The 24,288-nt window shown below is 39.6% G+C and carries 26 protein-coding genes; 8 read left to right on the top strand and 18 right to left on the bottom strand.

Annotated features, from left to right (window positions below):
- Positions 1–63 precede the first annotated feature (63 nt).
- Positions 64–252, bottom strand: coding sequence for an imidazoleglycerol-phosphate dehydratase (locus GS400_RS03965; protein WP_160099207.1), 189 nt, complete (start codon positions 250–252; stop codon positions 64–66).
- Positions 253–423: 171 nt separating this feature from the next.
- On the opposite strand from GS400_RS03965, the gene GS400_RS03960 reads away from it, so the two are divergent.
- Positions 424–687, top strand: coding sequence for a YhdB family protein (locus GS400_RS03960; RefSeq protein WP_160099205.1), 264 nt, complete (start codon positions 424–426; stop codon positions 685–687).
- 47 nt (positions 688–734) lie between these two features.
- Here the strand turns inward: GS400_RS03960 and GS400_RS03955 are convergent, their stop codons facing one another.
- From GS400_RS03955 to GS400_RS03930, 6 genes are all read right to left on the bottom strand, one after another.
- Complete coding sequence (locus GS400_RS03955; protein ID WP_160099203.1) at positions 735–1,253, bottom strand: NADPH-dependent FMN reductase; 519 nt, start codon at positions 1,251–1,253, stop codon at positions 735–737.
- Between the two features lie 134 nt (positions 1,254–1,387).
- Complete coding sequence (locus GS400_RS03950; RefSeq protein ID WP_160099201.1) at positions 1,388–2,032, bottom strand: response regulator; 645 nt, start codon at positions 2,030–2,032, stop codon at positions 1,388–1,390.
- A gap of 12 nt (positions 2,033–2,044) precedes the next feature.
- Positions 2,045–3,490 carry a GAF domain-containing sensor histidine kinase gene (locus GS400_RS03945; RefSeq protein WP_160099199.1) on the bottom strand — a complete coding sequence of 482 codons (1,446 nt, stop codon included), beginning with the start codon at positions 3,488–3,490 and terminating at the stop codon, positions 2,045–2,047.
- A gap of 40 nt (positions 3,491–3,530) precedes the next feature.
- The gene (locus GS400_RS03940; protein ID WP_160099197.1) at positions 3,531–3,920 is read right to left on the bottom strand and encodes a hypothetical protein; all 390 of its coding nucleotides are present in this window, start codon (positions 3,918–3,920) and stop codon (positions 3,531–3,533) included.
- A 110-nt stretch (positions 3,921–4,030) separates the two neighbouring features.
- Positions 4,031–4,753 carry an SDR family oxidoreductase gene (locus tag GS400_RS03935; protein ID WP_160099195.1) on the bottom strand — a complete coding sequence of 241 codons (723 nt, stop codon included), beginning with the start codon at positions 4,751–4,753 and terminating at the stop codon, positions 4,031–4,033.
- 30 nt (positions 4,754–4,783) lie between these two features.
- Entirely contained in the window at positions 4,784–6,346 is a 1,563-nt protein-coding gene (locus tag GS400_RS03930; protein ID WP_160099193.1) for a GNAT family N-acetyltransferase, read from the bottom strand.
- A gap of 179 nt (positions 6,347–6,525) precedes the next feature.
- Between GS400_RS03930 and GS400_RS03925 the strand changes: the two genes are divergently transcribed.
- The 4 genes from GS400_RS03925 (at position 6,526) to GS400_RS03910 (ending at position 9,704) form a co-directional block, all read left to right on the top strand.
- Positions 6,526–6,921 carry a hypothetical protein gene (locus GS400_RS03925; protein WP_160099191.1) on the top strand — a complete coding sequence of 132 codons (396 nt, stop codon included), beginning with the start codon at positions 6,526–6,528 and terminating at the stop codon, positions 6,919–6,921.
- A 14-nt stretch (positions 6,922–6,935) separates the two neighbouring features.
- Positions 6,936–7,550, top strand: a complete 615-nt coding sequence (locus GS400_RS03920; RefSeq protein ID WP_160099189.1) for a gluconate 2-dehydrogenase subunit 3 family protein — start codon at positions 6,936–6,938, stop codon at positions 7,548–7,550.
- Positions 7,531–9,042, top strand: coding sequence for a GMC family oxidoreductase (locus GS400_RS03915; protein WP_160099187.1), 1,512 nt, complete (start codon positions 7,531–7,533; stop codon positions 9,040–9,042). Before GS400_RS03920 ends, GS400_RS03915 begins: the two co-directional genes overlap by 20 nt.
- A 65-nt stretch (positions 9,043–9,107) precedes the next feature.
- Positions 9,108–9,704: a TetR/AcrR family transcriptional regulator gene (locus GS400_RS03910; RefSeq protein ID WP_160099185.1), complete on the top strand. Its 597-nt coding sequence runs from the start codon at positions 9,108–9,110 to the stop codon at positions 9,702–9,704.
- A 144-nt stretch (positions 9,705–9,848) separates the two neighbouring features.
- Here the strand turns inward: GS400_RS03910 and GS400_RS03905 are convergent, their stop codons facing one another.
- The gene (locus tag GS400_RS03905; protein ID WP_160099183.1) at positions 9,849–11,531 is read right to left on the bottom strand and encodes a glycoside hydrolase family 13 protein; all 1,683 of its coding nucleotides are present in this window, start codon (positions 11,529–11,531) and stop codon (positions 9,849–9,851) included.
- A 133-nt stretch (positions 11,532–11,664) separates the two neighbouring features.
- Between GS400_RS03905 and GS400_RS20125 the strand changes: the two genes are divergently transcribed.
- A complete protein-coding gene (locus GS400_RS20125) occupies positions 11,665–11,838 on the top strand; it encodes an asparagine synthase (RefSeq protein WP_160099181.1) in 174 nt (57 codons plus the stop codon).
- Positions 11,839–12,060: 222 nt separating this feature from the next.
- Here GS400_RS20125 and GS400_RS03895 read toward each other — a convergent pair whose 3' ends face one another.
- The 5 genes from GS400_RS03895 to GS400_RS03875 all read right to left on the bottom strand — a co-directional run bounded on the left by GS400_RS03895 (position 12,061) and on the right by GS400_RS03875 (position 17,309).
- Complete coding sequence (locus GS400_RS03895; RefSeq protein WP_160099179.1) at positions 12,061–12,789, bottom strand: ABC transporter ATP-binding protein; 729 nt, start codon at positions 12,787–12,789, stop codon at positions 12,061–12,063.
- Positions 12,790–13,848 carry an ABC transporter permease gene (locus GS400_RS03890; RefSeq protein ID WP_160099177.1) on the bottom strand — a complete coding sequence of 353 codons (1,059 nt, stop codon included), beginning with the start codon at positions 13,846–13,848 and terminating at the stop codon, positions 12,790–12,792.
- The gene (locus GS400_RS03885; RefSeq protein WP_160099175.1) at positions 13,817–15,034 is read right to left on the bottom strand and encodes an ABC transporter permease; all 1,218 of its coding nucleotides are present in this window, start codon (positions 15,032–15,034) and stop codon (positions 13,817–13,819) included. Before GS400_RS03885 ends, GS400_RS03890 begins: the two co-directional genes overlap by 32 nt.
- Positions 15,035–15,072: 38 nt before the next feature.
- Complete coding sequence (locus GS400_RS03880) at positions 15,073–16,692, bottom strand: DUF6583 family protein (protein ID WP_160099173.1); 1,620 nt, start codon at positions 16,690–16,692, stop codon at positions 15,073–15,075.
- A gap of 239 nt (positions 16,693–16,931) precedes the next feature.
- Entirely contained in the window at positions 16,932–17,309 is a 378-nt protein-coding gene (locus GS400_RS03875; RefSeq protein WP_236561112.1) for a DUF1499 domain-containing protein, read from the bottom strand.
- A 115-nt stretch (positions 17,310–17,424) separates the two neighbouring features.
- Here GS400_RS03875 and lepB point away from each other — a divergent pair, with 115 nt between their 5' ends.
- Both lepB and GS400_RS03865 read left to right on the top strand, forming a co-directional pair.
- Positions 17,425–18,042 carry a signal peptidase I gene (lepB, locus tag GS400_RS03870; protein ID WP_160099170.1) on the top strand — a complete coding sequence of 206 codons (618 nt, stop codon included), beginning with the start codon at positions 17,425–17,427 and terminating at the stop codon, positions 18,040–18,042.
- A 148-nt stretch (positions 18,043–18,190) separates the two neighbouring features.
- Positions 18,191–18,748 carry a C40 family peptidase gene (locus tag GS400_RS03865; protein ID WP_160099169.1) on the top strand — a complete coding sequence of 186 codons (558 nt, stop codon included), beginning with the start codon at positions 18,191–18,193 and terminating at the stop codon, positions 18,746–18,748.
- 52 nt (positions 18,749–18,800) lie between these two features.
- Here GS400_RS03865 and GS400_RS03860 read toward each other — a convergent pair whose 3' ends face one another.
- The 5 genes from GS400_RS03860 to GS400_RS03840 form a co-directional block, all read right to left on the bottom strand.
- Positions 18,801–19,718, bottom strand: a complete 918-nt coding sequence (locus GS400_RS03860; protein WP_160099168.1) for an exonuclease domain-containing protein — start codon at positions 19,716–19,718, stop codon at positions 18,801–18,803.
- Positions 19,719–19,904: 186 nt separating this feature from the next.
- Complete coding sequence (locus GS400_RS03855) at positions 19,905–21,302, bottom strand: anti-sigma factor domain-containing protein (RefSeq protein WP_160099167.1); 1,398 nt, start codon at positions 21,300–21,302, stop codon at positions 19,905–19,907.
- Entirely contained in the window at positions 21,299–22,039 is a 741-nt protein-coding gene (gene sigI / locus GS400_RS03850) for an RNA polymerase sigma factor SigI (RefSeq protein ID WP_160099166.1), read from the bottom strand. The genes GS400_RS03855 and sigI overlap by 4 nt, the downstream gene beginning before the upstream one ends.
- Positions 22,040–22,506: 467 nt before the next feature.
- Positions 22,507–23,295: a PRC-barrel domain-containing protein gene (locus GS400_RS03845; protein ID WP_160099165.1), complete on the bottom strand. Its 789-nt coding sequence runs from the start codon at positions 23,293–23,295 to the stop codon at positions 22,507–22,509.
- Positions 23,296–23,367: 72 nt separating this feature from the next.
- Positions 23,368–24,231 (bottom strand): S1C family serine protease, encoded by an 864-nt coding sequence (locus tag GS400_RS03840; protein ID WP_160099164.1) that lies wholly within the window; start codon positions 24,229–24,231, stop codon positions 23,368–23,370.
- Positions 24,232–24,288 lie beyond the last annotated feature (57 nt).

The raw sequence follows: 24,288 nt of genomic DNA, 5'->3' as shown, positions 1-24,288 counted from the left end.
ATTTTATAATTTCCTAAAACACGAAAAAAAGCTACACAATATATGCGCAGCTTTTGTTAGTTCTTAGTGATTATTCGGATGTTTCAGCTGAGATTTCGCACCTTTTTTGGAACGATACTCTTTGCCTTTATTTTGATCGCCAGAAGTGATTTCTTTTCCAAATTCTTCATTCAATTTACCGCCCTTAAGCTTTCCTGTGCGTTTTGGTGAACTTTGGTTTTGGCTTCCTTTTGCACCATTTCGACTTGTCATTGATGACTCTCTCCTTTGTAAGGTTGTCATCATTAGATTTCGCTCGTCTGGGAAGAACTATACACAAATCAAACTGAGCAAGTTTTAGCAAGACCACCATAAACGTCATAGGGTGCTTAATCAGTATTACGGCAACAATAGAAATAACCCTTCGTGAAAGGGGTCAATCACATGTCAGTCTATATTGCCGATTATGATAAAGCGCTCTATTTTACACTTTGGGGACAATGGGATGATTTGCTGATCTTAATGGTACGAACACAGGACGACTTCTTATCCAAAAAAATCGAGACATTCTTGCATGCGTATCACTATTCCTCAGATGATCAGCAAGTCATGACTATGCATCATAATTTGATGCATTACATTGACCACGCTATGCTCCATACTCCTTCTTATACTATGATGGATGAAGGGCAACCTACATTACAATAGAGCTTCAATATTACAACAGCCTCTCTATGGAAAGGAGAGGTTGTTTTTTATTTTGTATATCGGTCAAGATACCACTTGAATTCGCCAAGTACAAAATCAACTTGCTCACTCGCCTCATCAGTTAGTTTATCTTCTTCGCGAATGAAACAATGCGGATCAAGAACTAATTGATTCGGGATAACATTGGCATAAAGGCCACGACCGATCGTTCTCATTTGGTTTAAGGAATTAATTCCGCCTTTTCCTCCACCTGCTACTGAAAAAAGCAGGGTAGGCTTATGACGAAAATGATCTCCACCTAAGAAGTCTAAGCAATTTTTTAAAGCTCCGCTCATTCCGCTATGATATTCAGGAGATAACCACACGAACGCATCCGCTTTATCAGCGGTTTTATCGAGAAGTTGAACTTCAGCGTTATCTCTTTGTTCTTTTTCCCCATTAAAAAGAGGAAGTTCTAATGTACTTAAATCCACTAATTTTGCATTTAATTTTTCTGCAACATATTTTGCTGCTATACGTGTTCTACCATATTTTCTTGGTGTTCCATTAATAACTACGATATTCAACGTAAGTCCTCCTTTGATCTCTACAAACAGTGTACCCTACCATGTGATTTGCTACATCGATGAATGGAAGGAATTTATGATACAAAAAAAGCCTGATATACATCAGACTTTTTTCAGACTTTAGACTGAAATCATTACGCTTTTTTCAAATACTTTACCGCAAACAACGCTGCCTGTGTACGATCATGTACCTCAAGTTTAGACAAGATGTTGGATACGTGCGTTTTGACCGTCTTTTCCGTGATGTATAAACTACTCGATATTTCTTTATTGCTTTTTCCCTTCATGATCTCCTCAAGGACATCACTTTCTCGTTTGGTTAATGAGTCGATTTTCGCTCTCTCTTCTTTTTCATTATCTCCAGTAACGTGTGTCATTAAATGAGAGGCTGCCTTTGCTGTAATCGTACTTTCCCCTTTTACTACTCTTCGAATCGCTTCAGCTAGTTCATCAGGTTCCACGTCTTTCAGCTGATAGCCATTCGCTCCAGCCTGAATCGCTGGGATGACGGAATCATAGTCGGAAAAGCTCGTTAGCATCATGATCTTAACCTGATCATTTTCAGCTCGAATAGCTTTTGCAGCTTCCACTCCGTCCATTTCGGGCATCTGTACATCAAAAAGTGCAACATCAATCTCTTTAGCTTTGATCATGTCTAAAGCTTCTTTTCCGTTTGAGGCCTCTGCTACAACCTCAATATCAGTCTGTGTTTGAAAAAAGAACACAAGACCTTTGCGCACAACCTGATGATCGTCAGCTATCAGGATTTTTATCGCCATCTTTCTTCCCCCTTACGAAAATGGGATAGTGACACTTATTGTGGTTCCCTTGCCGATCTCACTTTGTATTTTGCATTCGCCACCAAGCGTTTCCGCTCGTTCACACATACCCTTTAGCCCATAGGATGGATAGTTTTCATACGCTTTTTGATCAAACCCTTTCCCATTATCTTCAATGATTAATATGGCATGATCTTGTTGTTTATGAAGCGTTATGGAAACACTGTCACATTGCGCGTGTTTTTTAGCATTATGAAGGGATTCCTGCCCGATACGCCATAAGGCTTCCTCTATAGCATATGGCATGCTATGTGTCCCTGTTGATGAGACGTTGTTTTCCAGACCTATTTTGTCTGCGTGTTGTTTGAGACCAGATAGCACGCCTTCTTCTAATCCATGTGGTTTTAGTCGTTGAATAAGCGTACGCATTTCTTTTAGAGCATCTGAACTCATGGTTTGAATCGAGTCCAACTGTTGGGTTAGAGCATCTTCTTTCGTTATCGCTTTAGCACCTTTAGCTGTTAGAACTACAGAAAATAGAAGCTGGTTCACTGAGTCGTGAAGATCCTGCGCAAGGCGTGCTCGCTCGTTAAAACGCGCCATTTCTTTTTCCCGAGCCTGAAGTCGGAGATCTCGAAAAGATAAATCGACGTATTCAATGGCTAACTCTAATGTATCAGATTCTATTGGTTTTAATATTCTCCGAAAACGAATGTTAAGCATATCCTGTTGATCGGATAATTCATAATGATGATAAAGTTGCTCATGTTCCTCTACTTTTTCATCTCCTAAATGGAATCCTTGAATATGTATGGACATTGCATCAATTGGAAGTAATTTGCGTAACTCTTCAAGGGTGATATAACTAAGCTCTTCTATATTTTTTGCATCTCGTACACGTTTAGAAAGGGTATGTAACTGTTCCAAAAGACGTACGCGCATTTCTTCTTTTTCGTATTGTTCAATTCGTTTGAGTGCAGTACCCATTTGGAGCGCTACTGCCTCAATCAGATCGAGTTCTTCTTTTCCGTATGTCGAACGGTTAGGTGCTGCAACATTCAAAAGCCCGAACGTTTCCGTAGGAGTTTTGAGTGGGACAGTGGCATGGTGCGTAATACCGTTCGTGTCCTCTCTTCCCAGTTCAACTTCTTTCTTAATTCGCTTACAGCTCATAATATTTGTCGCTTCTGTTAGGGAGCCTTGTTTATAACTATTGATACAATAGCAGTCTTCACCGCACATCGGCTCCTTGTCATCATGAGATAACGCTGGTGGGAGTGATGCATCAGCAACAAGATGGATATCTTCTTCCTCAAGAAAAATCCAACCGCTTTCAAAATGCGTGATTTGAATGAGCTGCTTCAGCACTTGCTGAAGCATATCCTCTTTATGCTGGCACTGATTTAACGTTTCCGCGATCGTCTTTAACGTCTCTAACCTTTGCCGTTCATCAAACATGGGATCCCAAACTTTCTGTAATAACGTTATGAATAGTATATCAAAAATGTGGAGGTGTGGGTAAGAAAGCGCTTTTGTGTGGGGGGATTGAGAATAGAGATTCAGGGGCTTCCTCACTTATTTGCACAACTTCTTCACTTTTTTGGGGCGCTTCTTCACTTATTCGCTCAACTTCCTCACTTTTCTGGGGCGCTTCCTCACTTATTCGCTCAACTTCCTCACTTTTCTGGGGCGCTTCCTCACTTATTCGCTCAACTTCCTCACTTTTCTGGGGCGCTTCCTCACTTATTCGCTCAACTTCCTCACTTTTCTGGGGCGCTTCTTCACTTATTTGCTCAACTTCCTCACTTTTCTGGGGCACTTCTTCACTTATTCGCTCAACTTCCTCACTTTTCTGGGGCGCTTCTTCACTTATTCGCTCTGATGGCACTTTCTTTTCCGAATCAGCTTTATTCGGCTTTGATCCCTCTAGGCTGGCCTATTACATTCCACCAAAAAAGAAAAACCTGGCTCCAGCCAGGTTTCCCCTCTACCTCTCACTTATGGTCTTGGATAATCTTGTACTAATGGGTGAAGCTGTAGTTCATCAATCATCATGTGTTTCGGAGCGCTTGCCATGTACACAGCTGCTTCTGCGATGTCTTGGACTTTTAGCCAGTCTTCTTTTTCCGGAAGTCCTTGTTTAGAGTCACCAAAATACGTGTCTACCATGCCAGGGTTGATTGTACCTACGCGAATGCCATGTTCGCGAAGTTCTTGTGAAATAGATCCCATGAACCCTTGTACCGCATATTTAGTGGAGGCATATAGAGACCCATTTGGAATGGTGTAGCGCCCAACGTCTGAAGAAACAGTAATGATGGTACCGAACTTGTTCTTTTTCATTGTCGGAATCACAGCTTTCGAGCACAGGAAGACGCCTTGTACGTTCACCTCATAAACTTTTCTCCACTCTTCTACCGTTACCTCTTCTACTGGTTTGAACATGCCAATTCCAGCATTGTTCACTAGAATATCGACCGTTCCATAAGCGTTTTTCGTAGCTTCTACTACATGATCAAGCTCATCTTCTTTCGTTACATCTGCTTGAAAGGATTCAATATTAGAGTAGCCTTCGTTTTTAAGTTCTTTTTTCGTTTGATGGATGTCATCTGAGCTTCCTAAGATGGATAAGTTCACACCTTTTTCGGCGAATTGGCGAGCCATTTCTTTTCCAATGCCCCGGGATGCTCCTGTGATGATCGCTGTTTGATTCTTGATCATATAATCTTTCATCCTCTCTATCCTTTTGTTCTAGTCGTTTGGTACAACTTCAGTTGATATGTTTTTATAGTTAATTTCAAATAAGTCTTTTCTGCGATCGCGTAATTGGCGAACCGTACCTGACTTACGCTGTCGGCGCAATACTTCTAAGTCAACATCACCAACAACGACGGTTTCGATGTTCGGGTGACACTCTCCTACAATGCCATCGCGTGCAAATTCAAAATCGGATGGTGTGAATATTCCGGATTGTGCGTATTGAATGTCCATATTCTCAACTTGTGTTAGGTTACCAACTGTTCCGGCAACCACGGTGTACACTTGGTTTTCCACTGCACGGGCTTGAGCGCAGTATCGAACACGCAGATATCCTTGTCGCTCATCCGTACAGAATGGGCAAAAGATGATATTTGCACCCTGATCTACTGCGTAACGAGTTAGCTCTGGGAATTGAATGTCATAGCAGATTTGAATGGCAATTTTACCGCAATCCGTATCAAACACTTTTACAGTATCACCAGGCTGAATCCCCCACCACTTTCGCTCGTTTGGTGTAACGTGAATCTTATATTGCTTTTCAATGGTACCATCTCTTCGGAACAAGTAGGCAATGTTGTACATTTGATCCTCTTCTTCTACGAAATGGGAACCACCAATGATATTCACATTATACTTGACTGCTAACTCCGTAAACAATTCAATATAATCTTCTGTGTATTCGGAGAGTTTTCTAACAGATTTTGATGGAATTTTTTCATCGATCACAGACATGAGTTGAGTTGTAAAGATTTCAGGGAAAACGGCAAAATCGGATCCGAAATCGCTTGCAACATCAACGTAATACTCAACCTGTCGCGAGAATTCCTCGAAGGTATCAATATCTTTCATCATGTACTGAATGGCTGTGATGCGTACAGGGTAAGAGGTTTTAAAATATCGCTTCGTTGTAGGCCGGTAGTCAACATTGTTCCATTCCATTAACGTCGCATATTTTCTTGAAGCTTTATCATCTGGTAAATAGTTTGGATTAATGCGCATAACCGTAAACCCGTTCATGATTTGAAATGTCAAAACAGGGTCATAAATATTATGGTTCATGACTTCTTGAACGTATTCACGTGGAGACATCTTATCTTCATATTTATGATAGTTCGGGATACGGCCACCAATAATCATACTCTTTAAGTTCCACTGCTGGACCAATTCTTTTCTCGCTTCGTATAATCGTCTACCGATTTTCATACCTCGATACTCAGGATGAACCATAACTTCAATGCCATATAAATTATACCCTTCTGGATCATGGTTCGTGATATAACCCTCATCAGTAATATCATCCCATGTATGCTTATCATCATACTCATCAAAATTCACAATTAAACTTGAAGAACTTCCAATAATCTCGCCTTCTACTTCAACAACGATTTGTCCTTCTGGAAAATGCTCTAGATGACTCTCTAGATGCTCCCGCTTCCATGGATCCATATTCGGAAAACAGATGTCTTGAAGCTTCAAAATGCTATCAATATCTTCTTTTTTTAGATTACGAACTTCTACCTTTTTCTCAAATTGCGAAAGATCCAATTTGGACATGGAATCATTTCCTTTCAGCAGTGAAAAACAACGAGGTTTTTCATCAGATTATGTTCTATATCTTTATCGTAAGCAAAAACGATTCGCTCTGTCTAGTCCTTTCTATTGAAGTATAGTTTACCCTGAATTGTTACAAAATAGAAAGAAAAGCGCAGGAGACGTTTTGAGGAGGTCACCTTATGTTTGAGGATTGGAGTAGCTGGAGTTTGGGGAGAGTGCTGTCCATTATTTTAGCAATCGGGTTTATCATGATTTGGTTACAAGTATCAGTATGGCATCACCGAGGAAAATTTCATAAATGGCAAATGTGGATTCCTGTAGTAGCACTTCCATTCTTCACCCTGTCTAGCTTGTTCATCGCCTTTTACTCCCTTACATGGGCTGGGTGGATCCACACGTTTCTTATGATCATCGGAATTGTTGCTGGATGTTACGGAGGTGCACTCCATCTCATCGGGATATCGAAACGAACAGGCGGCTTTAAATATGAAAACTTCCAATCAGGGCCTCCATTTGTTTTACCTTTTACAATTGCTGCTTTTTGTTTCATTCAACTATTTAACCTGTGGTATTAAAGGAGCGTTTATATATGAAAGATCAACACCCGAAAAAGACATATTATCCAACTTATGACGTGATGAGTGAAAAAGGCGAATGGGATCCGATTACACAACAGGTGATTCAGAATCGTACGCACCCAACTGAAGGAAATGTCTTAACACCTGAAATGAAGCGTACGTTACAAGCTTATTCAAAAACTCTATTTCCTTCCCATGTCGGGGAACAAACCCTTAGTATTTCTTTAATTTTGGATCATCGTTTAACGGAAAATAAATTAAAATCCTATCCGAAGAACTCTCTTCTCTCGAAGGAAGAGATCATTTTATATGGTCTAGCACACGCTGAAGAAGAGTGCGTTTTAACGGATCAAAAACCTTTCTTCCAAATGTCTGATGATGAACGGCTTAAAAAAATTATTAGCTGGAAGCACCAGCTCGGTGAAGAATCGGTATGGAAGAATGTCAGTTGCGACCTCTTTTACACAACCTTAACAAGCGAATTATTAAAGCTTATTTACTCCGATCCGAGTGTTTGGTCGAATATTGGTTATGGAGGTCCAGCCTATCCTAGAGGGTATTACGCATATGGTCCAAAGCAATTCGATAGCTGGGAGGCTAAACCTCATGACGAAAACCTCTCATGATGTATGTATTATAGGCGCAGGTGCTGCAGGTTCTGTAATTGCCTCTCACCTTTCCAACAAAGGCTTGAACGTTGCTATGTTAGATGCTGGTCCGCATAGGGATCCTCAAAAAGATTTTGCGAGTGACGAACTTGAGATGGAAAAGCTATTCTGGGATGAGCCACGGATTAGTAAAGGGGATGACCCGATTGATTTATACCGAAGCACGAGTGGAAAAGGAGTTGGTGGCAGCGCTGTGCATTATACTGCACAGCTTTTACGCTTCCATCCTAATGACTTTGCTAGTGCAGACTGGCCAATCTCTTACAAAGACGTTAATCCTTTCTATGAAGACATGACAAAACGATTACATCTTGCTGGCCCATCATCTTTTCCATGGAAGGAATTTGGGGATCGTTTCCCTTTCCCTGCTCACCATGATCTCTCAAATAACACACTAAAATTCCGAGAAGGGTTAGAAAAAATGAGGGTTAACCACGCGGTCTCCCCTTTAGCCATTTTGTCTGCTCCCTATGATGAACGCCATCCTTGTATTAATCGTGGTTTTTGTGAAGAAGGGTGCATGCCCGACTCCAAAACCACTCCATTGAATACGTTTATTCCAGAAGCTTTGCAGGCCGGGACTACACTAATCCCCGAAGCAACAGCTGTTAAAATTGAAACAGGAGATGATCGTAAAGCGAAATCCGTTCATTACATACTAGATGATCAACTACATGTGATCGAGGCCTCTATTGTGGTGGTAGCAGCCTATGCTGTGGAAACACCTCGCTTGTTGCTTCAATCGAAAAACAATGATTTCCCAGAAGGTTTGGCTAATTCGTCTGGTCTAGTAGGCTGCTACCTCATGACAAATATGAATGATCACCATATTGCCAAGTTTCCAGAAGAAATCAGGATGTACCGCGGAAACCCTGTTCAAGCACTGACTATGGACTTTTATCATAAAGGCTTTATTCTAAATTCATACGGAATGCGGCCAGTTCGCTTAGCCTCATTATTTTTCGAAAATGACGCGTCTTGCGTAGGGGAGAATTTGCGCAGACGGATGCTAGACTATAACCATTTTACGAGCTTTGCGATGTTAGGTGAGGTTCAGCCTCAAAAGGAAAACCGTGTGGAGCTTAGTGGGCAAAAAGATCGTTTTGAGCAACCTGTCCCTAGGGTTACATTTTCACACCATGATGAAGACCTCTCCATTCGAAAACAAGCGAAAGAAATGATGGAAAAAGTCGTTCGATCTGCAGGTGGTGAACCCATGTATCACCTAGAGGCTCATGCTCATTTAATGGGAGGCTGCCGAATGGGTGACGATGCTGCAACTTCCGTAGTAAACAGCTATGGACAGACACATGATATTGAGAACCTTTTTGTTGCAGGTGCCCCAACGTTCGTAACAGCTCCAGCAGCTAATCCAACTTTAACGGTCTACAGTCTTGCTCAACGTTCAGCAGAGTATATCGAATCCTACTTTAAGAGCAATCGCTCATAATTTGAAATAGATGAATTGAACTGTTTCAAAACCCAAGGTATGATAGATAGGAAGAGGTGGAGCCTATGAACGGTTTTGAAAAACGAACGCAACAAAAAAAGCGCAAAATCTTAAATACCGCATTCGAGCTTTTTACAACTCATGGTGTGCAGAAGGTTAGCATCCAGGAAATTGCTAAAAAAGCTCAAGTGTCTCAGGTTACGATTTATAATTATTTTGGAAGCAAAGAGCAAATGCTCGTTGAATCAATAAAAGATTATTATATGAAGCAAATTGAACGGTTCGAAAAGCTTGTCGAAGATCCTGAATCAGATTTCAAAGAAAAAATTGAGTCGATTATTACAATTAAAAGCGACAATATCCTTAGCTTTAATCCTGACTTCATACAAACGTTCATCTCCGATATTCCTGAGCTACAATCCTTTATCCAAGAAATCATGGAAACCCATTCAATGCCTCTATTCATCAAGCTGTTAGAGGAAGGCAAGCAACAAGGCTACGTTCAGCAGAACATCTCAGTCGATATTTTAATGTTTTACATGAATATGTTCTATGAGGGCATTCAAAAACGAAAAGATCTATTCGAAACCGAAGAGTCTGTGCAAAAGTTTACGGATGAAATTTTGCATTTGTTCTTTTACGGGGTTATGGGGAAATCATGATGTTGAAAAAAAAAGCAGACGTTGGTCTGCTTTTTTTATGTTGTGAATGTATCAGCGATCGCTGATAAAGAATGCACATCCGCTGAAAAACCCATAATTTCACAGGTGAAGAAAAAACGAGCCTCAGCTCGGTTTTCCATATTCTTATCCAATTTTATAAACTCGGGCTTCATAAGGTTGAAGAACAATACCTCCTAGCGCTAAAACATCCTCATGTTCATAATTCGAAATCAGTAAGTTTGCTTCTTTACTGCTAAATGCTTCTGGCACCTGATAAGACTGCTCTTCTCCAGTAAAGTTGTTCAACACAAGTAGCTTCTCTCCCTTATACTCTCGCACGTAGTTGAACAAACTCTCATGATCTCGATCAAGCAAATCAAAGCTTCCATACACAATGATATCGTGCTGTTTCCGTAATGAAATTAACGCTTGATAGTAGTAAAAGATGGACTGTGGATCATTCAGCGCCGCTTCTGCATTGATTTCAGGATAGTTCGGATTCACACCTAACCATGGTGTCCCAGTAGTAAAGCCTCCATGTTCAGAAGCATTCCATTGCATCGGAGTACGTGCGTTATCCCGACCTTTAACATGGATGCTCTTCATCACTTCTTCAACGGCCACTCCTTGTTCCTCTACCTTATCCTTGTACATATTAAGCGTCTCAATGTCCTCATAATCTTCAATGGAGGCAAAAGAAACATTCGTCATACCGATCTCTTCACCTTGATAAATATAAGGCGTTCCCTTCAGCATATGCAGACATGTTCCAAGCATTTTGGCGGACTCGACACGATACGCCCCGTCATCTCCAAAACGAGATACAATGCGAGGTTGGTCATGGTTATTCCAATACAGACTGTTCCACCCTTGGCTCTCTAAGGCTTTTTGCCAATGAGCTAGTGTATCTTTTAAGTCTGTAAGCTGTAACGGCTTCAAGTCCCATTTGCCACCTGATCCTGAATCTAAGTCCATATGCTCAAACGTGAAGACCATGTTGAGCTCACCACGATGGTCAGCTGTATAATCAATGGCCTGCTCTGGTGTTACACCTGGCATCTCGCCTACGGTCATTACATCATACTTCGATAGCACTTCCTGATTCATTTCCTGTAAGAACTTATGGATGCGTGGTCCGTTCATAAAATAAGGGCTGCCATCACCATACGCATCATGTGGACCCTGCTCACCGTCTGGCAACTCCGGATGCTTGGAAATGAAGTTGATCACATCCATACGAAATCCATCGATCCCTTTATCTAACCAAAATTTCATCATGTCATAAACATCTTCTCTTAATGGCTGATGCTCCCAGTTTAAATCTGGCTGTTTTTTCGAAAAGATATGTAAATAATATTCGCCTGTTTGTTCATCATATTCCCATGCAGGTCCTGAAAATACAGACTCCCAATTGTTTGGCTCATGACCATTTTGAGGTGAACGCCATATGTAATAATCACGATACGGATTGTCTTTTGATTGTTTGGATTCAATAAACCATGGGTGTTCATCCGATGTATGATTCACAACGAGGTCCATGATCAATTTAATGCCACGCTTATGCATTTCCTCGAGCATCTCTTCCCAGTCTGCCATCGTCCCGAACTCATTCATGATTTTTCGGTAATGACTGATGTCGTAACCGTTATCATCATTGGGCGATTCATATACAGGAGATAACCACACGACATCAATGCCAAGCTCTTTTAAGTAATCCAATTTTGAAATAATCCCCTGAATATCTCCGATTCCATCCCCATTCGAATCGTTGAAACTTCTAGGGTATATCTGATATACGACACTTTCCTTCCACCATTGCTTCGTCATCGTTACTCCTCCTACATCCATATCAGGTATTCTCCACCATTTTTCATAAAAATTATCACACATGAAATCCCGCCACTTTTCACACATTAACAATGAACCTCAAAATCTGAGGTTGTAAAGGAGGGGCTTAGGTTTGAATATTCGTGAAGGTATAATACCTGTAGTACTCGGTACGGCTGTTACGGCTGCGGCGTATTGCTTAGAAAGTAGACGTAGCCGCCAAGAACGATACGCTGATGCGTTAGTTGGTTTCGGATTAGCACACATCGTCTTGGGTGCCATCGACTTAATTGAGCACCGCCGCTAGCCTTTCCTTTTAAAATCAAAGCGTAAGCGCCCAGTTAGGGAAGCACATAATCCCTGGGTAGCATGTGGCAATCACAAGCCAACACATTTAAACACCCTAATTGTAACATTGTACTGCAAAGGTTCCAGATGATAAGCTATTGCTTATTATACAGAATCGAAGTATCAATGTCTGAATCCCTAACACTTACCAGCCGTTTACTCTTATGAGTAGGCGGCTTTCTTATTTAAAGAACTTTAATATATTTTGCAATTCCTGTTCTTCTGGATATTGTTCCATAATCAAATCCTTTTCACGTAACAGTTCCTCACGAGTCGCTCTTACAATCGGTCGGCCTTTTGCGAATAGCAAATATTCATCACTTAATTGATTCAGCTCATACCAGTCATGACTAATATACAAAAGCGTTTTCCCTTGATTATGAAACGATTGAAGCCAAGTGAGAATATCTTCTTTTGCAGCTAAATCAATCCCAGCTGTCGGCTCGTCCAGCAAACAAATCGAAGGGTTATTCATGAACCCAACGAGCAAGTTCACTTTTCTACGCCATCCTCCTGATAAACGATCAACTCTCTGCTTATACACTTCATCTAACCTTAGCGTTCGTATCATTTGTTTTATAAACGAAGGATCCGGTTTTTCCAAAGATACTCGCTTCCAAAATGAGATTTGCTCTTTGACGGTTAACTCTTCATAAAGAGCGATATCCTGTGGAATATATCCAATATGTTTACGTAAATTCTTCACGTTTTTGCGATAAGGTACACCATTAAACGATAAAGTACCATCGGTTGGTTTTTCTAGGGAAGCAACGAGCTTTAAAAACGTAGACTTTCCTGCACCGTTCGGACCTATGATGCCAATTGATTTCCCCTCTTCTATATTCATGGATACAGGATGGAGCACGGTTTTCGATTTGTAGGTTTTTGATACGTTTTCTAGTTGAATCATTTACATTCCTCCTGCTTCCCATGGATTCAAATCAGTAAGCCAATTATGTGGAAAAAGCGCACCCATTACACCTGGTGGCTGCATAGGCAATAGATTGACTGTGAACGAAATGAAGGTAAAAACCGTAATCACTACCAGCATTTTAGAGCTTCTCTTGCCTAGTAAAAACACGATTAACGTTAGAAGCATCGTCCCAAATAATACACATGCACTCCACACGTTCCAAGTTGTCATTAGTTCCTGACTTGTATTCGTCACATAAAACAAACCATTTAAAGCCAAGAAAAAGGATCCGCTTATAACCACAAAGAAAGTAATGAAATGCATGAAGTAATACCCAGTCAATGAGCTGCGTAAAAATAACACTCGAGCCGTCCGCCCTGCCTTTTCATCTTGGACAATACCTTTTAATAACGAAATAAACCAAAGCCAGGCGTATAAAAAGAAGAGTGCGATCACGACAAACATCCATTGGGCTAATCCAACATCTGGAGCCTCTCCTTGTTTAGGAGTCTTGACGATGTACTCCATCTGAAAAAGTGGATTGGGATCCCAGTACTCATCAGCATGTTGAAACGCTTCTTCCCAATCCACATTCGCTCCCCAATTCTGCAAGGTGTTAGCGGCCTTGGCATTGAGCGCTAATCTCATTATTTCAGCACCTATTTGCTCTTTCACAAAAACATCTAGCTCCGACTGTTCTGTTCGAAGCCACTGCACAGAATCAGATATATTGCCGCTTCGAATAGCTTCCATAAATCCCTGATTCAAAACAAATGCAGCTTCTACATCCCCCTTTTGAACCGCTACCTTTGCCTTTTCACGATCCATATCAATGATGCGCACCCTATTGTCTTGGGCTACTCTCTCTTGAACGATCTCGGACCATTGTGATTCGTCTTCATCCACTAGAGCAACGGGAATAGCAATATCGCTAACCGAGCTCTTAAATAAAGGATATAAAGCTAAAAAAGCTAAAAGTGGTAACAACAGAAGCAAAAGAAAAAGGAATGGACGACGCTTCCACTTATGAACGTTTAAAGTAAGATACGTAAGCATGGCGTCTCTCCTTTCTTAAAGCAAAAAGCAATCCGGCTACGAATAATAGGAGCGTCCAAACTATGATTTTTACTAAAAGAACTCTCGAGAAATCCTCTCCCATCATGTTTTCCGAATATAGGGAATACAGGATACCAAAGGGATTCCACGCAGCCGAACTTAAATACTCAGGTAAATACAAGGATGGAACCCACACGCCGCCTGCCCCTAACCCAAGGAAGGTCACGAGAAGCAACGCGATCATACGAAGGCCAATATGAGTAATTAAGCTTCTGCAACACGCAATCAGAGATGCCAAAAATGCAGCCATTAGAAGGATAATAAGTGTACTTTCAGCTGAAAGAAGGTTACTCCACCAGGTAGCTAAGCCCCAATACACACACCCTATAATCGAGATCAAGAAGAACCATTTCCCCCATTGGACACGAAACAATTGGACCTGTGTAATGTGATAAGAACGAAGTCGTAGCAACATACTACTTGGAGCATGTTTGCTATCAAACCAATGAAATAATAACGCAAAGCTACTAATGACAGTGAGAAGAACTGCCAAGAGGCCATGTGCCTTCCAGCCAATTCTACTTCCTGACCTCAATTCCTCTTGGGAGAATGCATCATTCCGAGATAAAGCAAACAACGTAAGCGTTAAGATCGCTTGCTGAAGTTTTTGACTGCGCTCACCACTATCTGAAAGCTCTTTTATATGTAAATCATAAACCGTATTCACAGCACTTTGTGATGCAGAAATATACATTGCGCCACTATCTAACAACAATTTAAGCATGTTTGCTGATAGAGGTTGCTCTTCATTCGTCACTACCTGAATAGGCTCATTCTCACCTATACGTAAACTTTCTGAAAACCCTTTTGGTATAGTAATTATTCCAGCAAGAAGACCATTGCTAAATTGCTCATCTGCTTTTCCAGAAGACATCGGTAAAAGGGTCAGTGCTTTTTTCATTTCGTCATCTTCAGAAAGCTGATTCACTAGCGCCTTTGTTTCAAATGTTTGATCAAAATCTACAATCGCAGCCTGAATGTTTTCTTCATTTTGTGGTATTAGTGAATAAACACTTAACAGAACAAGCCCTAACAATAAGAGTGGTATAAAAAAAGATAAAAAAAGAGGAGCAGGCCTACGAAGGGCCGCTCTCATTTCATATCCCCATAATGAGAACCCGTTCATATCCTACTCCTCCTTTTGTCGATTAAGAGTCAATTAAACTAAAATCCTCCAAATCCACCGGTGAATGATCCGATATATTTTTGAAGGTTTTGTTGGATTTCTAATCCAATTTGTTCCATTTCAACTTTTGATAATTCCATAATATTAACTGAATTTTGGTTATTCATTTCAGGGAATTTCATCTCATTATTAAAAGCATAATTTTGTTTAATGTGGAATTCTACATGCCCTTTTGTATTCCCCACCATCGAATTGTTCATCGTGATATCTAAACCTAAATCAATATTGCGCTTTAACTGATTCTGGCTTTCTTCTTTTGTAGCTGTGTTGAAGAAGCCGGTAACCTTCGGGAATTCCTGGAGAGAAGGATCAGACCCTTCAACTGTTAAATCAAATTCCGTCTTAGACGAATTTTCCTTATAATCCGTACCTAGAGCTAGGTTTCCATGAAAATCATCTGTTTTTCCTTTAAAGTTTATATCAATCATGTAATCGACATGCAAGCCATCTTTCGTGGACTTACCATTCTCTTTATATGAGAATTGGAATAATTGATCTTCTGCAACTGGATTCACATCCACAGTGACTTTAGATAAGTAATTCTCTTGTGTTTGCTTTAAATAGTCACTAGAAACTGTAATATCTACTTGTTTACCGTTCGTATCCTCGATTGGTAATGTCCATTTTTCATGAGCTACAAGGTCATCCTTTATGTAAGCTTCAATTTGAATGCCCTCAGGAAGTTTGATTTGATCTAGTCCTTCAATTGCCTCATCAATATCTTCTTTCATGGTATCTTCATCCATGGACTGTTGACCACCTTGAAGTTGCATTTGTGTATTCACTACGCTCCAGATGCGATTGTCCTCTCGAAGTTTAATAAGCAACGTACGAATCATATCGCGAGCTTCTTGTTCACTAATTTGAACGGTTACTTTATCATATTGCTTATCTTGATAGGCTACATTTTTCTGTAAGGAGAACTGCTCTTCTTTTAGTTGCTGTCCAAGCGTTCTCATATAATCTGAAGTAATTTCTTTCATTTCTTCTGAAGTAAAAGAAGCTTGGTTATATTTTGCAATGTTTGGAATCTCTGTTATGCCATTAGAAGGCTCTCCCATTTTTTCTAAATATGCACCTACTTGGTCATTTGCTATTGTGAAATATTTGTCATAGACAAATGGAGCCTGTATAGAAAAGTTTTTTACATTTTGATAAATTTGCACATTTGCCATACTTGAACCCTGTAACAAAAGGTCTACGCTGTTGTATGTCTCTTCTGTATTTGGGTTGATTTTCGTATTCATCTCTATTTTAGCTGTTGAAAGTAATCCTTGAATAAACATCAATTGTGGGAATTGTTGATTAACCTGCTCCCCTTCAACATTCAAATTCATAGACAATGTTTGTTTCGATTGATATGCTTCTTCTAGCATACGATCCTGTAATTCTAGTGAACCAAAGTTATATTTCTCTAAACGATCCCATTGGTCCTCCATTGTATTTTTTTCAGCTAGTAGGTACATGGCCATAGGGTTATTCTCTTTTAGAACTCCATATGCTGTTGCACCAAAACCAGCTACGATGACGACGACAATAGCTGTGATCAGCCACTTGTTCATCCCTTTCTTCTTAGCGCCAGTTTGATTTTGGCTCATGTTTTTCTCTCTCCCCTTTTAATAAACGATCAGTTGTTTCTATTTATCTATATTTTGCTACGATTCAATGAAACAAAAGTTCCTTATTTCAAAGAATATGTAGAAATCCTCCCTATTATACTATGATGTCATATCCTAGGAAACCACAAAGGAGGAAAAAGGGCTTAAATTAGGAGAAACGCTCTAGGACTGATCACTCTTTAACCCCAAAATAAAAAAGCCACCAAATGGTAGCTTTTTTATTTATAATACAACTTCTGAACTTCCTCCATACGAGAACGGTTCTTCCCTAAGTCAGAGTACCCTACACGAGATGCTGAGCGAAAATGAATAACCTTTTCTTCTTCATCAAAATAGAATTCAACATCATCTGTAAATCGCAAGAACTTTGTCTTAAAAGTAGAATGAATATAATTTCTGTCTTCTTTTTGAATCTTCGTTCGAGGATATGACACTAGTATGGTTTTCAGCTTCTGTTTTGTTTCAGTTAAGTCCCCTTTAAAAGGAAGAGGGTCCATTTTCTTTGAAGAGTCTTCACTCTGTGTAGATACACAGTTTGGAGATGACGGGCATGGTGCTAGTTTCCCGTTTTGTACACCTAAAGACTGATTAGACAAATCCATCGCTCCTTTCTCTTTGTTCTTATTGTACCCTAAATGAACTAAATCCCAACTTTATAATGTTTTCACCTTGTCTTAAATGATAGAATATACCAAAGAAAGGAAGTGCAACATGACACAATCTAAAGTATTAAATGAAGTACTATCTTGGGGAAAAGCGTTTATCGTCACTTTCTTCATCGCCATTTTTCTTACTACATTTATTTTTCAGCCTTATAAAGTAAGCGGAAGTTCGATGGATCCAACATTTGATGGAGTTCATCTTCAACAGAATGATGAGAAAGGCGATCATGTTTTAGCTTTCAAAAGTGCATACATATTTGGGAATAACCCTAGTTTTGCTGATATCGTTATTGTTGACAGACGGATCAACCGAGAAAGAACAGTTAAAGATGATTTTATCGAAAGTGCTATCGTAAACACTATTGTAGGTAGCGACAAACATCATAATTTCTTGATTAAAAGAGTGATAGGTGAACCAGGCGATACACTTTCCTACAAGGACGGATCGGTGTATCGAAACGGTGAAAAGCTTGAAGAAGATTACATCAAAGAAAAAATGGCCGTTCCATTCGAAAAAGTAACCGTACCAGAAGGCCATGTATATGTAATGGGAGATAACCGTAATATCAGTCATGACAGTCGCGCAATTGGCCCTGTACCTATTGATCACATTGTAGGAAAAGTCTTTCTTCGATACTATCCATTTAATAAAATTAGTTTCTTTTAGCTGATGTATGAATCATCAGCTTTTTTTATGGATAAAAGATCATCATCAATAAAAAAGGGCCTATTTTCCTACTACCTTGTTTTTGCGTTTTTTCTCTAACTAACTTACGATGATATGTATTCAAGGTTTCATTAAAGGAGAATGAACGATGAGAAAAGAACTCCTATTACTTGGGTTAGTTACAACAATCACTACATTTCTAGCACGTCCCAATAAGAAACGACCTCCATTACCATCTGGATCCATAACCGTATATCCAGGAACAGATCTTGAGGCTCAGCCAGGAGATCTTTTGTTTACTCCCATAGGGAAAAGCGAATCTAAATTTGTGGGGCATGTAGGAATGGTGAACCACAACCAAGAAGTTGTTCATTCCATTCCAAGCGGACTTGTAACAGATCCCTTAAAGGAGTACTTTCAAAAATTCCGATTGATATCAGTGTATTCACCAATAGATAAATTTGCTGGGGTAGATGCTGCCCATTATTTAGAGGCTCTAGTAAAGAAACATCCAACAGCCCAATATCGTATTTTCACACCACTTGATGAGGAGCACCATGAACAATATTGCACAAAAATCGTTTGGCAATCATACTATTATGGTGCAGGGATCAACCTTGGGAACTTTGGAGGACAGGCAAAGGGGATCCACCCTGAGTTTTTGAAGGATGATCGTCATTTGGAACGTAAAGCAAAGAATCTATGAGTGATCATGCTCTTTATAAAAAAAGCTCACCGGTATAGGTGAGCTTTACTTATTATAACCGCTTTAAAAATTCCGCTTCAGATATAATCTCAATCGGAAACCCTTGACTTAATAGCGTCTCCACACGTTCCAACTTACTACTTTTTTCTCCATTACGATACTTCTCATATGATTTATTCCCTACTACAACAAAGTCTGTAGATCGCTCTACAGAAGAATGCCACTCTCCCCCTAGATCTACGATTTGCTGTATAGCATCATCTCGTTGCATTTCATCCATTTTACCTGTAAATACAAATGAGGAACGATAAAATGGATGCGAAGTATTAAATTCAGTTGTTGCTGAAACGAAGGTTTTTGCTTCTGGCTTTTTGGCTGGTTTCTTTTTATTAATACGTGCTGGTTCATAGCCAGTGCCATACATCATCCCATTCGTTGTTCCTGTTTTATCGATCAGATCTTTTTCATCTATTGCCTCAAGTTGCTCACCTGCTTTAAGCAGAATTTGAGCTGAAGCTCTGGCATCATCCAGCGCTTGGTGGTGATTCAACGATATCCCTAAATAATCTGATACATGATTGAGTTTGTATTGAGGCAGGTGCCAAATCTTCTTTGAGATATTAACCGTACAATTATACGCTAACATTGGGTACGGAAGGTTGTACTGATCTAAAACAGCACGCAATACACTCATATCAAACTGAGCATTGTGCGCCACAACTAATTTCCCTTCTAGCAGACCATGAATCTCTTTCTCCCATAGTTCATCAAATTCGTATGCATCTTCTACATCCTGCTTCGTTATACCATGTATGCTTATATTAAATGATGAAAAGTAGTTCCTCTTCGGTTTCACTAGACGATAATATTCATTTTTCAGTTTTCCATTTTCATATTCAACCAGACCAATAGAGCAGACGCTCCCTCTGGAAGAGTTCGCTGTTTCAAAGTCAAGCGCCACGAAATTCATGATGATTCCCCTTTTCCGAACTTCTATTCTTCTATAATAATGCCTTCATGGTCTCTTCGTCTATGGAAGAGTATCAGAAACAAAAAATATGCGCATACACAAAAAGCCCATTGCAGCTCTCCAACTGCAATGGGCTTTTCCTCCGTATCTCATAGACTTAATGGTTGTCATTTTCGTCATCACGATCTAATCACGGTTTTGTTTATGATCTTTGTGACCGTTTTCTTCTTTGTCTTTACCGTGATCTTTCCCTCCGCGTTTAGAATCATGCTTTTTTTTTGCTTGCCCTGGAGGTTCTTCTTTAGAATCTTTATCGTGATGACGTTTACCTTTTCCCCGCTCACCTTCGTCATCTTCATTTTCTTGGTCTAGATTGAAGTCTGAGAATGAATCAGAATCAATACGACGAAGACTTTCTCGCAGATCCTCTAGATTGGATTGATCTATCTTTTTTAAAATGCCAGGTGGTAAAGAATCTAGAATTTCCTCTATGTCTTCATAACCTTCTTGCTCCAATTTCTTTTGGATTCCAGGAGGCAGAGACTGTAGAAGGTTTTCTAGTTCTTCTTTCTGTTTATTCAGACCAGAAGGAAGATCATTTTCCTGATGGTTCTCGTCATCTTGATCTTCCTTTTGCTTTTCTTTATTTTTGGCCCAGCCTTTTTCTTTCCCAACAGGATTTTCAGATGATTTGGATTTGCCTTTGTCTTTTTGGTCTTCCTCTTTTTTCTTATCTTTTTGCTTCTCTTTATTCACTTGTCCTGGAGGTGTTTGACCATTATTCGATTCATTATCTTTATTGTTGTTTGAACCAGGGGCTTTCTTATCATCGTTATTTCCTTGGTTGTAAAAGGTTTTTATAGCCTTTTCTTCTTCAGCATCGATGTCATTGCCCTTTTGCTCATTCTGTGAAGTTTTCATAACATTATTGCCATATTGTTTAGCAAACAGCTCATTCATCGATTTCTTCTCTTTTTGGGCTTGCTTCCGTATCTCGTCAGGGACTTCAAAGGTAGCTACAGTTAAGTTGAGGGAATTGGATTGTAAGTACTGGTCAATCAATTTGGTGATTTGTTTATCTTGGTCCATACGCTTCTTATAGCTAACTCCAACCATGACGCTTTTACTGTTATTAATCAGACCTATTTCTTCACCTTTTTCAATAACGGTTACGGTCACTTTTTCTACAGATTTGTTTTTCCAATCAGTTATCTTCTCTACGAGTAAGCTTGCGTCATCATTTAAAGGAATCATCTCAATAACTTTCATCTTGTTATTGACCTTCATTTCAATGCTTGGATTCATATCAATATTGACATAAGCATAAGCTCGGTTGGAGTCAAACCATGAATAGAGTGGAAGGATCGCGATTAGAAAAGCCGCAACCATGGCAACCAAGCGATAATTTGGTTTTAATTTCTTGGGAAAAACAGCAAATGACCACTGCTTTTCCTCAAAGGGTTCGAATTCTACTTCATCTCCTGGCATGGAATACGGGATTGGTTTAGCTTTTTGAAAAGATCCATCATGAGTCATGACGATAGAATATCTCCGGTGTTTTTCCATGACAATTCCTTGTCTCACAGGCCCACCCCCTTTATATAATCTTTTAAAAACACGTAATCCTCATTTAATATAATGAAAATGGCCAAAATAAACTTTCGATTTCGCTCAAGTGTTTTTTTACTCACTTCGACTTTATCCGTCAGAAGCTTCATAGGAAGTTTGCGTTTTTCCATTACGAACGCTCTTAGTTCATCATCTTCATTTATTGTACGGGCTACTTTTATTGCCGATTCTCTAGCGTCTCGATGTTTGGGTGATACTTCTGTTAATTCCTGAAATGAGAGCTTATACAGCTTCAGTTTCTCTGAGAAATCTTGAATTTCGATTCGCCTATGCCAACTTTCGGTCTCTTGCTGATATTGCTCCTTCGCTGCTCTCACTTCTTGTGGGTTTTCCATCTGGTCTTCCTCTTCATACTCTTGATCGAGAGAAGCCACAACTGGATTGTTTTGATCATTTCGGATATAATCAATAACTTTTCGCTTTACCACAAGTTTGGCAAAGGATAGAAAAGAGCTTCCTTTATCACTGGAATAAGATTTCATTGCGTCATTAAAAGCAACTAATCCTATGCTAAACTCATCATCCTTTGAAGGGTCTATATATCGTTTGCAAACTTCTGAGACACTTTTGGCGATAAAAGGTTGATATTGTTTTAAGAGCTGGTTCTGGAGTTCTTCGTCACCATTTTGGACGAGGTTAACCTGCTCTTCGAGGGAACCCTCTTGTTCTTTTTTTAGCAGACGTCTGATCAACCCTTTTCACCTCCAGCTATTATAGATTTCGCTATGATTGATCATTTTTTGGGTGGTTTTTGTAGATTTTTTTGCAGTTTTGTTACAAAATCATTTCACTGCTTGTCATAATCCAGACATGTTTTTCCTAATTTGACGGGGGTTGAGACCTTATTCAATAACGGTATGATACACTATATTTCTTTATGAATCTAGCCTTTTCCCTTCCCTTATTTTTACATAATGTGCTAAAAATATAAATGAACGTTGTGATATGGGGGTTATGGAAAGAACTTTACATTTATATGTCACAGAATTGTTACTTCATAGATGAAGAACAAAAGCGCAAGCGCCCGTTTAGCAACGAAGGGACAAGACTGGGCCCCGCTTTAGTGAAAAGTTATACACAAGTCACAAATTTTATAATTTCCTGATCATCAAAAAAGCTCGCACCACTAAGTCGTGATGCGAGCTCATGGCTGTCTCTATTAAATTTGAAATGGTTTTGCATATAGCTGATGCATACGTTCTTCTACATCTCTAGTAACTTCATGTTCATAATCATAGTCTGGTGCTTGTTTTAATTGGCCTGGATCGATGTCTACTTTCACGATATGGTTTTCCCAATCGATTGACTCAATCCAGTCCGTTGATAGCATTCGAAGCTTTTCATTCAACCAACTTCCTGTATTAATCACCATATACTGTAGTTTATACGTTTCTTGTTGAATGCTGAAGTCTTCTAAATGGCCAATTTCTTGGTTTTGAGCAAACACACGATAACCGGATTTTTCGCCTGCCACCTCTCGGACACTCCGAAGATTATGATCTGGGTGATCTGGGTTATCTTCTTCTCTCTTTTCCTGTTTCATTTTGTCATCTGCCACCATCGTAGGGGTTGCACCAGGTTCCATGATCTGCGGATATCCCATGGTTCCCCACAGATATTCGCCTTCCCAATAAGGGGACCAACCATAATAACGACTCAACTCCATTTCATTACGCACAGAAACAGGCTCATGATCCTCTATTGGAGGTGCGTTACGTATCGTCTCCTTATCCAAATTCACTTCAATTTTGTCAGAATCGAATGGAATATCCTTTAACGATGCAGGTGATAATAAAACCTTTTTACCTGGCAACCACTTTCTTGTATCTGCTACAACATACCGAATCGTCCATTTTTTATCGTCAAAATAAATATCTTTAATCTTACCTAATTCACCGTCGGTTGCATCAATTCTTAATCCTTCTAATTTACTTGTTGGAAATAACATCAGACCATCTCCTTTTGTGAAATGTCTATATGTCTTATTCCACTTTATGGAGATTAGCAAACTACCCTAAAATTAGTGAGGATAGGTTGAAGCTTCAGGAAGTTCTCTAACTTTTTCATGATAATACGTAATGGGGACAGCTAAACCGACTTTGCCGTACTGTTCTTTACGGATAGTAGCAAAAACCACTGCTATTACTTCACCTTCTTCATTGATTACAGGACTCCCGCTATTACCGTGATAGATCGGTGCATCCAACATAAGAACATCTTGGTCCCAATCACTTAATCTTGTATAGTCAATCACTTCTCCCTCATTGGCAATGCCATTAAATCGGAGTGGGTTTCCAATAAAATAAACATGCTCCCTTTTTTCAAACTGTGTCTTTTCTGCCAAAGGAAGATGGGGAAGTGAAACATTCTCCTTATTCTCTACTTTCAATAAAGCTAAGTCGACCTCTTCAAAACCAGCTACAATTTCTCCTTTAAACAATCCTTGTTCAGGAAAAGCAACCGTAATAGGCTGTTCATTATCGACAACATGATGATTGGTCACTATATATCCATCAGACGATATAGAAAAACCTGTACCTTTTGAATTCCCAGACTCAATGACCACGACCGATTCCTGGTACGTATCGATCTCCTGTTTAGTAGACAGCTCAGCAGATTTTATTAAAAAATCAATTGCTGGAATGGAGAACGTTTTAGGTAGGAAAGCCATGACGTTTAAAGCCATCATAAAAGCAATTAAATAAAATGCCCACTTTGGAAAAGCAGGAGGACCTTTTCGATCTTCTTCCTTTTCTTTCTTCTCACGTTCCAATGCTTTTTGTTTCTCATCCTCTACTAGTTCTATCAGTTCTTCTTCATCAATCTCTTCATATAAATCATCATCTATAATATCAGGTTGTTCATGCTCATGTTCCCTAGACATATAAAGTCTCCTTATAAGCAAAATAAATAGGAAGCGAATGCATAGAGCACTCACTTC

The sequence above is a fragment of the Pontibacillus sp. HMF3514 genome (assembly GCF_009858175.1).
Taxonomy (GTDB): Bacteria; Bacillota; Bacilli; order Bacillales; family BH030062; genus Pontibacillus.
This window is presented reverse-complemented; position numbering and strand designations above follow the sequence as displayed.

Coding starts and splice junctions, on each gene's coding strand:
- GS400_RS03965 (WP_160099207.1), bottom strand. CDS start 252: ATGACAAGTCGAAATGGTGCAAAAGGAAGCCAAAACCAAAGTTCACCA.
- GS400_RS03960 (WP_160099205.1), top strand. CDS start 424: ATGTCAGTCTATATTGCCGATTATGATAAAGCGCTCTATTTTACACTT.
- GS400_RS03950 (WP_160099201.1), bottom strand. CDS start 2,032: ATGGCGATAAAAATCCTGATAGCTGACGATCATCAGGTTGTGCGCAAA.
- GS400_RS03945 (WP_160099199.1), bottom strand. CDS start 3,490: ATGTTTGATGAACGGCAAAGGTTAGAGACGTTAAAGACGATCGCGGAA.
- GS400_RS03935 (WP_160099195.1), bottom strand. CDS start 4,753: ATGATCAAGAATCAAACAGCGATCATCACAGGAGCATCCCGGGGCATT.
- GS400_RS03930 (WP_160099193.1), bottom strand. CDS start 6,346: ATGTCCAAATTGGATCTTTCGCAATTTGAGAAAAAGGTAGAAGTTCGT.
- GS400_RS03925 (WP_160099191.1), top strand. CDS start 6,526: ATGTTTGAGGATTGGAGTAGCTGGAGTTTGGGGAGAGTGCTGTCCATT.
- GS400_RS03920 (WP_160099189.1), top strand. CDS start 6,936: ATGAAAGATCAACACCCGAAAAAGACATATTATCCAACTTATGACGTG.
- GS400_RS03915 (WP_160099187.1), top strand. CDS start 7,531: ATGACGAAAACCTCTCATGATGTATGTATTATAGGCGCAGGTGCTGCA.
- GS400_RS03910 (WP_160099185.1), top strand. CDS start 9,108: ATGAACGGTTTTGAAAAACGAACGCAACAAAAAAAGCGCAAAATCTTA.
- GS400_RS03905 (WP_160099183.1), bottom strand. CDS start 11,531: ATGACGAAGCAATGGTGGAAGGAAAGTGTCGTATATCAGATATACCCT.
- GS400_RS03895 (WP_160099179.1), bottom strand. CDS start 12,789: ATGATTCAACTAGAAAACGTATCAAAAACCTACAAATCGAAAACCGTG.
- GS400_RS03890 (WP_160099177.1), bottom strand. CDS start 13,848: ATGCTTACGTATCTTACTTTAAACGTTCATAAGTGGAAGCGTCGTCCA.
- GS400_RS03885 (WP_160099175.1), bottom strand. CDS start 15,034: ATGAACGGGTTCTCATTATGGGGATATGAAATGAGAGCGGCCCTTCGT.
- GS400_RS03880 (WP_160099173.1), bottom strand. CDS start 16,692: ATGAGCCAAAATCAAACTGGCGCTAAGAAGAAAGGGATGAACAAGTGG.
- lepB (WP_160099170.1), top strand. CDS start 17,425: ATGACACAATCTAAAGTATTAAATGAAGTACTATCTTGGGGAAAAGCG.
- GS400_RS03865 (WP_160099169.1), top strand. CDS start 18,191: ATGAGAAAAGAACTCCTATTACTTGGGTTAGTTACAACAATCACTACA.
- GS400_RS03860 (WP_160099168.1), bottom strand. CDS start 19,718: ATGAATTTCGTGGCGCTTGACTTTGAAACAGCGAACTCTTCCAGAGGG.
- GS400_RS03845 (WP_160099165.1), bottom strand. CDS start 23,295: ATGTTATTTCCAACAAGTAAATTAGAAGGATTAAGAATTGATGCAACC.
- GS400_RS03840 (WP_160099164.1), bottom strand. CDS start 24,231: ATGTCTAGGGAACATGAGCATGAACAACCTGATATTATAGATGATGAT.